Genomic DNA, 14,357 nt, shown 5'->3' with positions numbered 1-14,357 from the left:
CGTCCGTCACAGGGCCTTCACATGACGGACCTTGGCCCGGCCCTTCCTGCGGGCCCTTCCTGCGGGCCCTTCGCCCGACCCTTCCCACGGCCTTCACATAAGAGGGGTGAGGAAGCGGCGCAGGGCCTCCTCGTAGCCCGCCGGGTCGGCGTTCCACATCGCGCCGTGCCCGGCCCCCCGCACGGTGTGCAGGCTGATGAGGTCGGGGCGGGCGGCGGCGAGCCGGCGGGAGGGCTCCCAGGGGGCGAGCGCGTCGTCCGGGCCGTGGAGGATCAGGACGGGAACGCGCAGCGCTCCGGGGTCCGCACCCGCCGGCCGGCGGTCGGCCCGCAGGCCCGCGCGGCCCTCGGCGGCCCGGACCGCGAGCGGCAGCACCACGGACGGCGTGCCGCGCGCGGCGGCGAGGCCGCGCAGGGTGGTGTGCCAGTCGAGCACGGGCGAGTCCAGCACCAGCCCGGAGATCAGGTGGGACAGCGCCGAGCGCTCGGCCGCGTACAGGGCCATGGTGGCTCCGGTGGACCAGCCGTACAGGATCACGCGGCGGGCTCCGTAGCGCACGGCGTAGCGGATGGCCGCGTCCAGGTCCCGCCATTCCGATTCACCGAGGTGGCCGAGGCCGTCCGGGGAGGCGGGGGCGCCGAGGTCGCCCCGGTAGCCGAGGTCGAGCACGGGCAGCTGGTGGCGGTGCAGGAAGGGCAGGACCACCATCGGGTGCTCGCGCGTACTGCCGAGGCCGTGCACGGTGATCACCCAGGTGTCCCGGACCGCGGGCACGAACCAGGCGGGCAGGGCGCCGAGCTCCCCGGGGACGTCCACGTCGGCGTGGTCGAGCCCGAGGGCGGTGCTCGGGTTGCCGACGTACACCTGGGGGGTGAGGCGGACGCGGGTGCCGGGTTCGAGGGTGCCGTGGGTGACGGAGACGAGCCGCCGTACGACGGCGTCCGGGCCGGGGTCGGCGTCGGGGATCACCGGGCCGACGACGGCGTGGACGCCGGGTGCGACCAGGCCGTAGGTGCCCGGACGCAGGGAGGCCAGGGAGCGGGTCAGGGTGATCCGGTCGGCGGCGGTGGAGTGGACGCTGAGCTTCGGCCCGCCGGGGAGCGGACGTCCGGGTTCGGGCCGCAGGGCCGCGTCGGCCGCGTACCGGCCGACGGCGACGGCGGCCGCGCCGGCACCCAGAAGGGTCGTGGTGACGGCCGCAGCCGTTGCTGTCGCGGTTCGCACGGCTCCAGTGTCGGGGCGCGGCCGCGGGCGGGCCACCGGAGGAGATCCCTCCACGGTCTACGCGGGTGGAGTGATCTAGGTCTCATTCGGGGCACGAGGGGCAGGGTCATGTACACGTCGAACGCTTCACGGAGGGGTTCATTCACCCGGCTTTGACGTGCATTAATGGCATTATCTACGTCAGAATCAGGACGAATAACCCGATCACCCCCCGGGCCAGTACACCGCTCCGCCCGCGTCAGTTCACCTTTTGTTCATCCAGGTTGCCTACGGTCGCCGAGCCACTGACGTCAAACAGAAGCCTGGGTAAATGGAGCACATAACGCTTCTCCTCGGGATCGTGATCATTACCGCTCTCGTGTTCGACTTCACGAACGGTTTCCACGACACAGCCAACGCGATGGCTACCACCATCTCGACCGGTGCCCTCAAGCCCAAGACGGCGGTGGCCATGTCCGCCGTGCTCAACCTCGTCGGCGCGTTCATGTCCGTGGAGGTCGCCAAGACGATCTCCAAGGGACTGGTCAACGAGGAGGGCATCCAGCCAGAGGTGATCTTCGCCGCCCTGGTCGGAGCGATCCTCTGGAATCTCGTCACCTGGCTGGTCGGCCTCCCCTCCAGCTCCTCGCACGCCCTGATGGGTGGCCTGATCGGCGCCGCGGTCGCCTCCGCCGGCATCGGCGCGGTCAACGGCAGCGTCATCGTCACCAAGGTCCTCATCCCCGCGCTCGTCGCCCCGCTGGTGGCCGGCATCGCCGCGTACCTGGCCGCCAAGGTCACGTACAAGCTGGGGAACAAGGTCGGCGACAAGACCTCCGCCAAGGGCTACCGCGCCGGCCAGATCGCCTCGGCCGGTCTCGTCTCCCTGGCGCACGGCACCAACGACGCGCAGAAGACGATGGGCATCATCACCCTGGCCCTCATCGCCGGCGGCGCCATCGCGCCCGACGCGAACCCGCCGGTCTGGGTCATCGTCTCCGCCGGTCTGGCGATCGCGATGGGCACCTACCTGGGCGGCTGGCGCATCATCCGCACCATGGGCAGTGGCCTGACCGACCTGCAGCCGCAGCAGGGCTTCGCCGCCCAGACCTCGGCCGCGTCCGTCATCCTCGCCTCCTCGAACCTGGGCTTCTCGCTCTCCACCACCCACTCGTGCTCCGGTGCGGTCATGGGTGCGGGCCTGGGCCGCAAGGGCGGTGTGGTCCGCTGGTCCACCGCTACCCGCATGTTCATCGCCTGGGGCCTGACCCTGCCGGCCGCCGCGCTGGTCTCGGCCGGTGCCGAGCTGGTCATGCGCATCGGTGACGTCGGCATCGCTGCGGTCGCGCTCTTCCTGATCGGCTCCTGCCTGGCCATCTGGCTGATCTCGCGCCGCCAGGTCGTCGACCACCACAACGTCAACGAGACGGAGCCGGCCCTCGCCGAGGAGCCGGGTGTCATCACCACGGCGATCGCCGCGGTCACCGTGCCGCCGACCGTCGCCGCCGCCGGCACCACCGCCGCGGTGACGGACGAGGACCTCAAGGCCACCATCCCGGCCGCGACGCAGACCCCGGCGGCTCCGGCCGCCGCGGTCTGACCAAGACAGAGACACGCAGAGGAAACGGCAGTATGAAGATCGACTGGGAAGCGCTCGGCTCCGTCTTCGGGGTCAGCCTCTTCGCCACCGTCGCCCTCGTGGCCCTCTTCACCCTGGGCCTGGTGGGCCTGTCCAAGCACGAGAGCGCCACCGAGCAGGGCGGCAGCGCCACCCTCGCCCGCAGCGGCGCGTACGCCTGCTTCGCGCTCGTCGCGGTGGCCGTGAGCTACGGGATCTACCTGATCGTCGCCTGATCCGCCGCCCCGCGGCCGACCGGGTCCGAAAGGCTCCCTCCGGGTTTGTCCCGGAGGGAGCCTTCGCGTTCCCGTCCACGTTCCTCTCCACGTCCCCGTCCACGTCCCCGGCCGCCTCCCCTCCCGTGTCCTGCGCCCCCACGGCACCGCAGGTCAACGGCGAGTTGACGGGCCTCGCGGTGCATGGTGGACTGCCCGAGCCAATACGGCGGCATGGAGAGGAAGTCCGGTGCGAATCCGGCGCGGTCCCGCCACTGTCACCGGAGCACTCGGGCCGAGTGCGACCGGGAGCCAGGAACTCTCGCCGCCGGACACGTCGAACCAGGGCGCGGACCCTGAGTGAGGACATACCAGCCACCATGCGTGCCGATCGCGTCTTCGCGTACGGCGCCACGGCGGGCCTGATCGGCGACCGGATCCTCGGTGATCCGCGCCGAGGGCACCCCGTGGCCGCCTTCGGACGGGCCGCCGCCGCCGTCGAACGCTCCCTGTGGCGCGACGACCGCGCCCGGGGCCTCCTGCACACCCTGGTCTGCGCCGGGGGCGCGGCCGCCGTCGGCGCGCTGGGCGCCCGCGCCGTGCGCTCCCGGCCCGCTGCCGCCCGTATCGCCCTGACCGCCGCCGCCACCTGGGCCGTCGTGGGCGGCACCTCTCTGGGCCGGGAGGCCCGCGCCATCGGCGGCGCGCTCGCCGCCGGCGACACCGACGTGGCCCGCGAGCGGCTGCCGCACCTGTGCGGGCGCGACCCGCAGGCCCTGGACGGGCAACAAATGGCCCGCGCCGTCGTGGAGTCCGTCGCCGAGAACACCTCCGACGCGGTCGTCGGTGCACTGGTGTGGGGCGCCGTCGCCGGAGTGCCCGGGCTGCTGGCCTTCCGCGCCGTGAACACCCTGGACGCGATGGTCGGCCACAAGTCCCCCCGCTACCTGCGCTACGGCTGGGCCTCCGCCCGGCTCGACGACCTGGCGGGCTGGCCGGGGGCCCGGCTGACGGCCGTCGCCGCCGTACTGGCCGGCCCCGACCGGCGGGGTGCGATACGGGCCTGGCGCGCCGACGCCGCCGCGCACCCGAGCCCGAACGCCGGGCCCGTCGAGGCCTCCTTCGCCGGGGCGCTGGGCGTCAGGCTGGGCGGGACCCTCGCCTACGGCGGCCGGATCGAGCACCGGGCCGTGCTGAACGGCGCCGCGGGCCGCCCGGTGCAGGTCGAGGACATCGAGCGGGCGGTCCGGCTGTCGCGGCAGGTGACCTGGCTCGCGCTGGGCGCCTGCGTGGCCGCCCGGCTGCTGGTCTCCCGTACGACACAGAGAGGGCGGCGCGCATGAGCGGCGCGAAGCGCGGCGGGGGTCTGCTGGTCGCGGGCACCACGTCGGACGCGGGCAAGAGCGTGGTCACGGCGGGCATCTGCCGCTGGCTGGCCCGCCAGGGCGTGAAGGTGGCCCCGTTCAAGGCGCAGAACATGTCGCTGAACTCCTTCGTGACCCTGGAGGGCGCCGAGATCGGGCGCGCCCAGGCGATGCAGGCCCAGGCGGCCCGCGTGGAGCCGACCGCGCTGATGAACCCGGTGCTGCTCAAGCCGGGCAGCGACCGCAGCAGCCAGGTGGTGCTCCTGGGCAAGCCGGTGGGCGAGATGAGCGCCCGTGGGTTCTTCGGCGGGTCCGAGGGGTCGTCCCCCGGAAAGGCACTGCACGGGGGGCGCCAGGAGCAGTTGCTCGGCGTCGTGACGGACTGCCTGGAGCAGCTGCGGGGCACGTATGACGCCGTGATCTGCGAGGGGGCGGGGAGTCCGGCCGAGATCAACCTGCGCCGGACCGACATCGTGAACATGGGGATCGCGCGGGCCGCGCGGTTCCCGGTGGTCGTGGTCGGGGACATCGACCGCGGAGGGGTCTTCGCGTCCTTCTTCGGGACGACGGCGCTGCTCTCCCCCGAGGACCAGGCCCTGATCGCCGGGTACATGGTCAACAAGTTCCGCGGCGACGTCTCGCTGCTGGAGCCGGGCATGGAGATGCTGCGCGGCCTGACCGGCCGGGCCACGTACGGGGTGCTGCCGTTCCAGCACGGGCTGGGCATCGACGAGGAGGACGGCCTGCGGGTCTCCCTGCGCGGTGCGGTACGGGAGTCCGTGGTGGCCCCTCCGGTGGGCGCGGACGTGCTGCGGATCGCCGTGTGCGCGGTGCCGCTGATGTCGAACTTCACGGACGTCGACGCGCTCGCGGCGGAGCCGGGAGTCGTGGTGCGGTTCGTGGACCGGGCCGAGGAACTGGCCGACGCGGACCTGGTCGTCGTACCCGGCACCCGGGGCACGGTGAAGGCCCTGCAGTGGCTGCGCGAACGCGGGCTCGCGGACGCGCTGCTGCGCAGGGCCGCCGAGGGCCGGCCGGTGCTGGGCATCTGCGGCGGCTTCCAGCTGCTGGGCGAGCGGATCTCGGACGAGGTCGAATCGCGGGCGGGCGAGGTCGACGGCCTCGGACTGCTGCCCGTACGGGTGCGCTTCGAGCGGGAGAAGACCCTGGCGCGGCCGTCGGGGACGGCGCTCGGCGAGGAGGTCGCCGGCTACGAGATCCACCACGGGGTGGCCGAAGTGCTGGGCGGCGAGGCCTTCCTGGACGGCTGCCGGGTCGGCTCGGTGTGGGGCACCCACTGGCACGGTTCGCTGGAGTCGGACGGCTTCCGCCGGGCGTTCCTGCGGGAGGTGGCGGCCGCCGCGGGGCGCGCCTTCGTCCCGGCGCCGGACACGTCCTTCGCCACCCTGCGGGAGGAACAGCTGGACCTGCTGGGCGACTTGATCGAGGAACACGCCGATACGCATGCGCTGCTGAGGCTGATCGAGGGGGGCGCCCCGTCGGACCTGCCGTTCATCCCCCCGGGCGCACCATGACGGCGGTGGCCCTTCGGGGCTCTCCCCCGCCCCGCCCCTTCCCGGAACCGGGCTCCGCCCGGACCCGGACCGGAGGCGCCGGACGGGCTGACAGATCCAGCCCCGCCGGCCGGTGAGGCGCGGGATCCGGGGCGGAGCCCCGGGAGACGGAGACAGGGCGGGGCGGGGAGAGCTCCGCGCAGCGGCGACCCGTACGCCGACCGCATTCGTAGCCACAGAAGGAGTGAGCAACACATGAGCACGCCCTACCCGTTCACCGCGGTGGTCGGCCAGACCGACCTGCGGCTGGCGCTCCTGCTCAACGCCGTGAGCCCAGCAGTCGGCGGGGTGCTCGTGCGCGGCGAGAAGGGGACCGCCAAATCCACCGCCGTCCGCGCCCTGTCCGCGCTGCTGCCGCAGGTGGACATCGTTTCGGGCTGCCGGTTCAGCTGCGCGCCCGCCGCTCCCGACCCGGCCTGCCCGGACGGCCCGCACGAGCCCGCCCCCGGAGCCCTGCGGCCCGCCCGCATGGTGGAGCTGCCCGTCGGCGCCTCCGAGGACCGCCTCGTCGGCGCCCTCGACATCGAACGGGCCCTCGCCGAGGGCGTGAAGGCCTTCGAGCCCGGGCTGCTCGCCGACGCCCACCGCGGGATCCTCTACGTCGACGAGGTCAACCTCCTCCACGACCACCTGATCGACCTGCTGCTGGACGCCGCCGCGATGGGGGCCTCGTACGTGGAGCGCGAGGGCGTCTCCGTCCGGCACGCCGCCCGCTTCCTGCTGGTCGGCACGATGAACCCGGAGGAGGGCGAGCTGCGCCCGCAGCTCCTCGACCGGTTCGGGCTGACCGTGGAGGTGGCCGCCTCCCGCGAGCCCGCCCAGCGCGTCGAGGTCGTCCGCCGACGGCTGGCCTACGAGGACGACCCCGCGGGCTTCGCGACCCGCTGGGCCGGTGACGAGCACGAGGTCCGTGCCCGCGTGGTGGCCGCGCGGGCGCTGCTCCCGAAGGTCTCGCTCGGCGACACCGCGCTCCTGCAGATCGCGGCGACCTGCGCCGGGTTCGAGGTCGACGGGATGCGCGCCGACATCGTGATGGCGCGGACGGCGACCGCGCTGGCCGCCTGGGCGGGACGGACCGAGGTGCGCAAGGAGGACGTCCGGCAGGCCGCCCTGCTGGCGCTCCCCCACCGGCGGCGGCGCAACCCCTTCGACGCGCCCGGGCTCGACGAGGACATGCTCGACCGGATCCTGGACGGGTTCCCCGACGAGGAGCCGGAGCCCGACCCCGAGCCGGAGCCGGAGGGTCCCGACGACAACGGCCCCGGCGACAACGGCCCCGAGGACGGCGGTCCCGACGGAGGCCCCGGCGGCACGCCCCCGCAGGGCGGCGGCCCCGACCTCCCCGAGACCGAGTCCGCGGACGGACCGGACGCGCCGGAGGCACCCGAGGCGCCGCAGTCCCCCGAGCAGCAGCCCTCCGCCCAGGAGAACGCCGGGCCCGAGCAGGCCGCCGTACGCGCCGCCGAGCCGTTCCGGACCAAGATGCTCAGCGTGCCCGGCCTCGGCGAGGGCGCCTCCGGACGGCGCTCGCGCGCCCGCACCGCCCACGGCCGCACCACCGGTGCCCAGCGCCCGCGCGGGCACCTGACGAAGCTGCACCTGACCGCCACCATCCAGGCCGCCGCCCCGCACCAGAAGGCGCGCGGCCGCGACGGGCGCGGTCTGGTGATCCGCAAGGACGATCTGCGCCAGGCCACGCGGGAGGGCCGCGAGGGCAACCTCGTCCTCTTCGTCGTCGACGCCTCCGGCTCCATGGCGGCCCGGCAGCGGATGGGCGCGGTCAAGGGCGCCGTGCTCTCGCTGCTCCTGGACGCCTACCAGCGCCGGGACAAGGTCGGTCTGATCACCTTCCGCGGGGCCACGGCCGAGCTGGCCCTGCCCCCGACCTCCTCGGTGGACGCGGCGGCGGCCCGGCTGGAGCAGCTGCCGACGGGCGGCCGCACCCCGCTGGCCGCCGGGCTGCTGAAGGCCCACGAGGTGCTGCGGATCGAGCGGCTGCGGGATCCCTCGCGCCGGCCGCTGCTCGTGGTCGTCACCGACGGACGCGCCACGTCGGCGGGGAACGCCGGCGGTCGTACGGACAGCAGTCCGCGGGAGCTCGCCGGGCACAGCGCGCGCCTGCTGCAGGCCGGGGGCGTCGCCTCCGTGGTCGTGGACTGCGAGTCCGGGCCGGTCCGGCTGGGGCTGGCCGGCGTACTGGCCCGGGACCTCGGCGGTCCCGCCGTCACGCTCGACGGGCTGCGGGCCGACTCGCTGGCCGGGCTCGTGAAGAACGTACGTACGGCAGTGACATCCACTGCATCACCCCACAGCAACAGGAGGGCCGCGTAATGCCTCAGGGACAGCCGTCCGTCGTTCCGGACGACGGGCTCACGACGCGCCAGCGCCGCAACCGCCCGCTGGTGTTCGTCCACACCGGCCCCGGCAAGGGCAAGTCCACGGCGGCCTTCGGGCTGGCGCTGCGCGCCTGGAATCAGGGCTGGCCGATCGGGGTGTTCCAGTTCGTCAAGTCGGCGAAGTGGAAGGTCGGCGAGGAGAACGCGCTCAAGGTCCTCGGCGCCTCCGGCGAGGGCGGCTCCGTCGTCTGGCACAAGATGGGCGAGGGCTGGTCCTGGGTCCAGCGCGACGCGCAGCTCGACAACGAGCAGGCGGCCAAGGAGGGCTGGGAGCAGGTCAAGCGCGACCTGGCCGCCGAGACGCACAAGCTGTACGTGCTCGACGAGTTCGCCTACCCGATGCACTGGGGCTGGATCGACGTCGACGAGGTCATCGAGGTGCTGCGGAGCCGCCCGGGCACGCAGCACGTGGTGATCACGGGCCGCAACGCGCCGGAGAAGCTGGTGGAGTTCGCGGACCTCGTCACCGAGATGACCAAGGTCAAGCACCCGATGGACACGGGGCAGAAGGGCCAGAAGGGCATCGAGTGGTGACTTCGTACCGGTTCGACGTGCCGCGTCTGGTCATCGCCGCTCCCTCGTCGGGCAGCGGCAAGACCACCGTCGCAACGGGCCTGATGGCGGCCTTCTCGGAGCGCGGCCTCGCCGTGTCCCCGCACAAGGCCGGGCCCGACTACATCGACCCCGGCTACCACGCGCTGGCCACCGGCCGGCCGGGCCGCAACCTCGACGCCTTCATGTGCGGGCCGGAGCTGATCGCTCCGCTGTTCGCGCACGGGGCGGCCGGCTGCGATCTCGCCGTGGTCGAAGGGGTGATGGGCCTCTACGACGGCGCCGCCGGCCGGGGCGAACTGGCGTCGACGGCGCAGGTGGCGAAGTTGCTGCGGGCGCCGGTGGTGCTGGTGGTCGACGCCTCCTCGCAGTCGAGGTCCGTGGCGGCGCTCGTGCACGGCTTCGCGTCCTTCGACCCGCAGGTGCGGCTGGGGGGCGTGATCCTGAACAAGGTCGGCTCCGACCGGCACGAGACGATGCTGCGGGAGGCCCTGGAGGAGGCCGGGATGCCGGTCCTCGGCGTCCTGCGCCGGGCTCCGCAGGTCGCCACGCCCTCACGGCACCTGGGCCTGGTCCCGGTGGCGGAGCGGCACACCGACGCCCTGGCCTCGGTGTCGGCGCTGGCCGCGCAGGTCCGGGCGGGCTGCGACCTGGACGCCCTGATGGCGCTCGCCCGCACGGCCCCGCCGCTGGACTGCGAGGCGTGGTCGCCCCATCGGGCCACACCGGATCCCGCGTCGCCGGTGCTTGAGGAGCGGGATCCGGGGCAGAGCCCCGGCAGCGGCGCCGCACCGGTGATCGCGGTCGCGGGCGGGCCGGCGTTCACCTTCTCCTACGCCGAGCACACGGAGCTGCTCACCGCCGCCGGGGCGGAGGTCGTCACCTTCGACCCGCTGCGGGACGAGGCGCTCCCCGACGGCACCACCGGCCTGGTGATCGGCGGCGGCTTCCCGGAGATGTACGCCCCCGAACTGTCCGCGAACGAGCCGCTGCGGGCGGCCGTCGCCGCCTTCGCCGCGGCCGGCGGCCCGGTCGCCGCCGAGTGCGCCGGGCTGTTGTACCTCGGGCGCTCGCTCGACGGGAAGCCCATGTGCGGGGTGCTCGACGCCGACGCGCGGATGTCGGACCGTCTGACCCTGGGCTACCGCGAGGCGGTGGCGGTGACCGACAGCGCGCTCGCGCGGGCCGGCACCCGGCTGCGCGGGCACGAGTTCCACCGGACGGTGATCGAGCCGGGCGCCGGAACGTCCCCGGCCTGGGGGTTCACGCACCCGGAGCGCAGGGTCGAGGGCTTCGTGCAGCAGGGTGTGCACGCCAGCTACCTGCACACGCACTGGGCGGCGGAGCCGTCCGTCGCGCGCCGCTTCGCGGAAGCCGCGGCAGCACGGCGGTGACCTCCGTCGCCTCGGTCCCCCGTCGGCGCTCAGTCCGCGAGGCCCACCACCAGCCAGATCCCGGCCACCCCGCCCACCGTGCACATCAGCGTGGACAGGGCGGGGTGCTTGTGGTGGGCCTCGGGCAGGATTTCGGCGGCCGCGAGGTAGAGCAGCACGCCTGCGAAGAACCCGAGGTACGCGCCGAGCGGTTCCTCCGGAAGGGTGAACAGCAAAGTGGACGCCGCGCCCACGACCGGCGCGACGGCGTCCGCGTAGAGCATCAGCAGGGCCTTGCGGCGGTCGTTGCCGTAGAGGCTCGTGAGCGTGTACGTGTTGAACCCGTCGGCGAAGTCGTGGGTGATGACGGCCAGCGCCACGGCCACGCCCATCCCGCCGCCGACCTGGAAGGCCGCGCCCAGGGCCACGCCGTCGGCGAGGCTGTGGCCGACCATGGCCGCGGCCGCGGTCAGTCCGACCTGGGGGACGCGGGCGCCGTCCTCGGCTCCGTGTGCGGCCTGGCGGACGGCGAGCAGCCGTTCCACGACGTGCCCGACGAGGAAGCCGCCGACGAAGAGCAGCAGGGCGAGCGGTACGCCGAACACCTCGTCGCCCGCGGCGTGGAGGGCCTCCGGGAGCAGGTCGAGGCCCACGACGCCGAGCATCAGCCCGCCGGCCAGGCCCAGCACGAGGTGGCGGCGGTCGGTGACGCGCTGCGCCGCCCATCCGCCCGCCAGGGTCATCAGGAACGCGCCCAGCGCCACGATCACGGCCATGTGCCCCTGAATACAGATTCCTCGGCCCGCGTGCACGTCCGCGCGCGGGTGGCGGGCGGCGGACTGTTGACGCCGGTCCGACCGGGGCAGGTGATGTGCGGGTGGCGGTGACGGTCACGATGACAACGAAGGGAGGACCCCCGGTGGGCGAGTACACGACGCAGGTGGTGGTCGGGGTCGGCGGACGCGCGGGGGTTTCCGTCGCGGAGGTCTGCGCCCTGGTCGAGGAGACGCTGCGGGGGGCCGGGCTGGCCGTGGAGGCGGTGAAGGCGCTGGCCACGGTGGAGTCGAAGGCGGACGAGGACGGGATAAGGGGCGCGGCGAAACGTTTCGGCGTCCCTCTGGTGAGCTACCCGGCCGAACGGCTCGCCGCCGTCGCCGTGCCGCACCCCTCGGAGGCCGTGCGCACCGCCGCCGGAACCCCCTCGGTGGCCGAGGCCGCGGCGCTCGCGGCCGGCGGGGAACTGCTCGTGCCCAAGCGGCGGTCGATGGCGGCGACCTGCGCGGTGGCCACGGCGCACGCGCACGACCTGCGCCACCACGGGGACGCCGAGGTCGTCGACGCGGGCTCCGCGCTGGTGGACCTGGCGGTCAACGTACGTGCGCAGACGCCGCCGGAGTGGCTCAAGCAGCGGATCGCCGCCTCCCTCGGGGATCTCGCCGCATACCCCGACGGGCGGCCCGCCCGCGCGGCGGTGGCCGCTCGGCACGGGCTGCCGGTCGAGCGGGTGCTGTTGACGGCCGGGGCCGCGGAGGCCTTCGTACTGATCGCGCGCGCCCTGGGAACCGTACGGCCGGTCGTGGTGCATCCGCAGTTCACCGAGCCGGAAGCGGCCCTGCGCGACGCGGGACACCGGGTGGAGCGGGTGATCCTGCGGGCGGCGGACGGCTTCCGGCTGGACCCGGCGGCCGTGCCCGAGGACGCGGACCTGGTGGTGATCGGCAACCCGACCAACCCGACGTCCGTACTGCACCCGGCGCAGACCCTGGCGGCGCTGGCCCGGCCGGGCCGGATCCTGGTGGTGGACGAGGCGTTCATGGACGCCGTCCCGGGCGAGCGGGGGGCCCTGGCGGGACGGATGGACCTGCCGGGGTTGGTGGTGCTGCGGAGCCTGACCAAGACCTGGGGGCTGGCCGGGCTGCGGATCGGCTACGTGCTGGCCGAGCCCGAGGTGATCGCGAAACTGGCGGCCGCGCAGCCGCTGTGGCCGGTGTCGACGCCGGCGCTGGTGGCGGCCGAGGCCTGTATGGCTCCGGCCGCGCTGGCCGAGGCGCAGGAGGCGGCCCGGCGGATCGCGGTGGACCGGGCGCATCTGCTGGCCGGGCTCGCGGAGTTCGATGAGGTGACGTCCGTCGGGGTGGCGCAGGGGCCGTTCGTTCTGATCCGGGTGGCGGGCGGGGCCGAGGTCCGCACCCGGCTGCGCGCCCTCGGCTTCGCGGTGCGCCGCGGGGACACCTTCCCGGGGCTGGACCATTCCTGGCTGCGGCTGGCGGTGCGCGACCGGGCGACGACGGGCCGGCTGCTCCAGGCCCTGGACCACGCCCTGGCGCTGGCGGGGCGGTGACCGCCGGCCGCCGGGCCCCTCCTGACCTGAACGGCCCCCCTACGATGGCTTCGGGGGCGGGGCCGGGTGAGGATCCCCGCATCGGGAACGACATCGGGGGTCGGCAATGAAGGCATCCGCCAGGTGGGGCGCGGCGCTGGCCGCGCTGGCGGTCGTGGGCGGCGGGACCTATGCCGTGCCGCGGCTGCTCGAGCGCTCCGCGGCGCCCGCCGCGGAGCAGCGGCTGACCGCCTCCCGCTCGGCCGACGGCCACCCCGACATCGATCTGATCATCGGCACGCACAACCACGTGCCGCAGCCCTACGAGAAGATCAACGGCATCTGGGTGGTCTTCGGCATGGGTGACCAGGTCGCCAGCTTCGTACCGGCCGACAAACTGCGCGGCAACCAGTCCTCGGTCCCCCGGTTCACCTTCTCCCCCGCGGCGGGGCATCCGGGCCGGTGGGAGGTGGTGAAGGCCGAATGCCTCACGCAGTACTCGGACATGGGACCGCCGTTCCGCGTCGTCTGCGCCTCCTGCGCGGCCTCGGACCCCTCGCTCCCGGCCGCCGAGCGAAGCGAGTTCGCGCGGATCGACCAGCAGGTCACCGAGGCCGTCATGTCACGTGGCGCGGGCGAGCAGGGACTGGCGCACGCCACCCGCTGAGCACCCCCCTCCGAGTGCTCTGCGGGAACCGCGCGCCGCCCGCCCGCGCCCGCCCACGCCCGCCCCGCGAGCCCTACGAGGCCCTGCCCCGGCGGGTGAGCAGGAGCGCGCCCCCGCCGATGGCGAGCAGGGTCAGCGCCCCGCCCGCGACGTAGGGAGTGAGCGAACCGCCGCCGGTCTCGGCGAGGTTGGCGTTCGCGGTGGTACCGGACGCCGCGGCGCCGCCGGTCCCCGTCGCGGTCTGGGGCTTGATGTCCGGGTTCGCGGGCGGCGGCGCCGCCGGCTCGGTTCCCTTCGGGGACTCGCAGTGCGCCTCGGCGAGCACGATCTCGCCGTCGACCTGCGCCACGTTCAGCTTCAGCGGGTTCACCGCCACCTTCAGGCGGAGCGCGGCCGCGGCGGCCGTGGTGGAGGTGGTCTCGGTACCGGACAGCTCGAGCACGACCTGGCCCACCCCGGGGACGTCGACCTTGGTGGGGCCGCCCGCCGTCAGGGTGACCTTCTTGCCGAGCGCCGTCACCTTCCCGAGGACGTTCGCGCTGGCCACCGGCTTCTTGCCCGCCTCGCAGACGGCCTTGGAGGTGACCTTCTCCACCTCGATGAGGGAGAGCAGCGGCATGCCCGGCACATGGACGGAGGCCTTGGCCAGGTTCGCCTCGGCCTCGGCCCGGGTCTTGTCGGCGGTGGCCTTGGAGGTGGCCACGTCGGCGCGCAAAACGCTGACCGGGTTGTTCCCCTCGACCCCGTCCAGGGTGACCGTCAGCGCCGTCTTCTCGGCCGTCGCCGGGGCACTGACCTCGTTGAGGGTCGTCTTCAGCGGGACGTGCACGGTCTTGTTGAGCAGGCCCACGTCCAGTCCGGCGCGCAGGACGACGGCTCCGGCCTTGCCCTCGCCCCCGGCTCCGCCTCCTCCCGTGGCGAAGGCGGGCGGCGCGGTGAGCAGGGCGACCGCTCCCGTGGCGAGCAGGACGGCCGCGGGCATGCGGAAGGTATGGCTGTTCAAGGTGGTGGAACCCCCGGGGAGTTGGGTACCGTCGCGTCGCCAATGGGGGACATCGCGCGCCGACGGTCTCGA

General features: G+C 74.2%; 11 protein-coding genes, 1 pseudogene and 1 riboswitch. Of the genes and pseudogenes, 9 read left to right on the top strand and 3 right to left on the bottom strand.

The window, feature by feature from the left end; all coding sequences use genetic code 11:
* Positions 1 to 93 precede the first annotated feature (93 nt).
* A complete protein-coding gene (locus ACIQZO_RS02885) occupies positions 94 to 1,224 on the bottom strand; it encodes an alpha/beta hydrolase family protein (RefSeq protein WP_403618987.1) in 1,131 nt (376 codons plus the stop codon).
* A gap of 310 nt (positions 1,225 to 1,534) precedes the next feature.
* On the opposite strand from ACIQZO_RS02885, the gene ACIQZO_RS02880 reads away from it, so the two are divergent.
* The 7 genes and pseudogenes from ACIQZO_RS02880 to ACIQZO_RS02850 all read left to right on the top strand — a co-directional run bounded on the left by ACIQZO_RS02880 (position 1,535) and on the right by ACIQZO_RS02850 (position 10,316).
* On the top strand, positions 1,535 to 2,803 hold the full coding sequence (locus ACIQZO_RS02880) for an anion permease (RefSeq protein ID WP_403618984.1): 1,269 nt from the start codon (positions 1,535 to 1,537) through the stop codon (positions 2,801 to 2,803).
* A 32-nt stretch (positions 2,804 to 2,835) separates the two neighbouring features.
* Positions 2,836 to 3,057: a hypothetical protein gene (locus ACIQZO_RS02875; RefSeq protein WP_403618981.1), complete on the top strand. Its 222-nt coding sequence runs from the start codon at positions 2,836 to 2,838 to the stop codon at positions 3,055 to 3,057.
* Positions 3,058 to 3,274: 217 nt separating this feature from the next.
* Positions 3,275 to 3,358, top strand: a riboswitch (cobalamin riboswitch).
* 58 nt (positions 3,359 to 3,416) lie between these two features.
* Positions 3,417 to 4,379 (top strand): cobalamin biosynthesis protein, encoded by a 963-nt coding sequence (locus ACIQZO_RS02870; RefSeq protein WP_403618978.1) that lies wholly within the window; start codon positions 3,417 to 3,419, stop codon positions 4,377 to 4,379.
* Positions 4,376 to 6,079 (top strand): annotated as a pseudogene (locus ACIQZO_RS02865) (cobyric acid synthase); the annotation flags it as partial. The gene ACIQZO_RS02870 and the pseudogene ACIQZO_RS02865, both read left to right, overlap by 4 nt.
* A 90-nt stretch (positions 6,080 to 6,169) precedes the next feature.
* Positions 6,170 to 8,305 carry a putative cobaltochelatase gene (locus tag ACIQZO_RS02860; protein ID WP_403619263.1) on the top strand — a complete coding sequence of 712 codons (2,136 nt, stop codon included), beginning with the start codon at positions 6,170 to 6,172 and terminating at the stop codon, positions 8,303 to 8,305.
* Positions 8,305 to 8,904: a cob(I)yrinic acid a,c-diamide adenosyltransferase gene (gene cobO / locus ACIQZO_RS02855; protein ID WP_375933616.1), complete on the top strand. Its 600-nt coding sequence runs from the start codon at positions 8,305 to 8,307 to the stop codon at positions 8,902 to 8,904. The genes ACIQZO_RS02860 and cobO overlap by 1 nt, the downstream gene beginning before the upstream one ends.
* On the top strand, positions 8,898 to 10,316 hold the full coding sequence (locus ACIQZO_RS02850; protein WP_403618974.1) for a cobyrinate a,c-diamide synthase: 1,419 nt from the start codon (positions 8,898 to 8,900) through the stop codon (positions 10,314 to 10,316). The genes cobO and ACIQZO_RS02850 overlap by 7 nt, the downstream gene beginning before the upstream one ends.
* Before the next feature lie 29 nt (positions 10,317 to 10,345).
* On the opposite strand, the gene ACIQZO_RS02845 is transcribed toward ACIQZO_RS02850, so the two are convergent.
* On the bottom strand, positions 10,346 to 11,071 hold the full coding sequence (locus ACIQZO_RS02845) for a ZIP family metal transporter (RefSeq protein WP_403618971.1): 726 nt from the start codon (positions 11,069 to 11,071) through the stop codon (positions 10,346 to 10,348).
* A gap of 119 nt (positions 11,072 to 11,190) precedes the next feature.
* On the opposite strand from ACIQZO_RS02845, the gene cobC reads away from it, so the two are divergent.
* Positions 11,191 to 12,636 carry an Rv2231c family pyridoxal phosphate-dependent protein CobC gene (gene cobC / locus ACIQZO_RS02840; protein WP_403618968.1) on the top strand — a complete coding sequence of 482 codons (1,446 nt, stop codon included), beginning with the start codon at positions 11,191 to 11,193 and terminating at the stop codon, positions 12,634 to 12,636.
* 106 nt (positions 12,637 to 12,742) lie between these two features.
* Positions 12,743 to 13,282, top strand: coding sequence for a CapA family protein (locus ACIQZO_RS02835; protein WP_403618965.1), 540 nt, complete (start codon positions 12,743 to 12,745; stop codon positions 13,280 to 13,282).
* A gap of 73 nt (positions 13,283 to 13,355) precedes the next feature.
* Here the strand turns inward: ACIQZO_RS02835 and ACIQZO_RS02830 are convergent, their stop codons facing one another.
* Positions 13,356 to 14,285 (bottom strand): SCO1860 family LAETG-anchored protein, encoded by a 930-nt coding sequence (locus tag ACIQZO_RS02830; protein WP_403618962.1) that lies wholly within the window; start codon positions 14,283 to 14,285, stop codon positions 13,356 to 13,358.
* Positions 14,286 to 14,357 lie beyond the last annotated feature (72 nt).

The organism is Streptomyces sp. NPDC097617, assembly GCF_044761485.1.
Taxonomy (GTDB): domain Bacteria; phylum Actinomycetota; class Actinomycetes; order Streptomycetales; family Streptomycetaceae; genus Streptomyces.
This window is presented reverse-complemented; position numbering and strand designations above follow the sequence as displayed.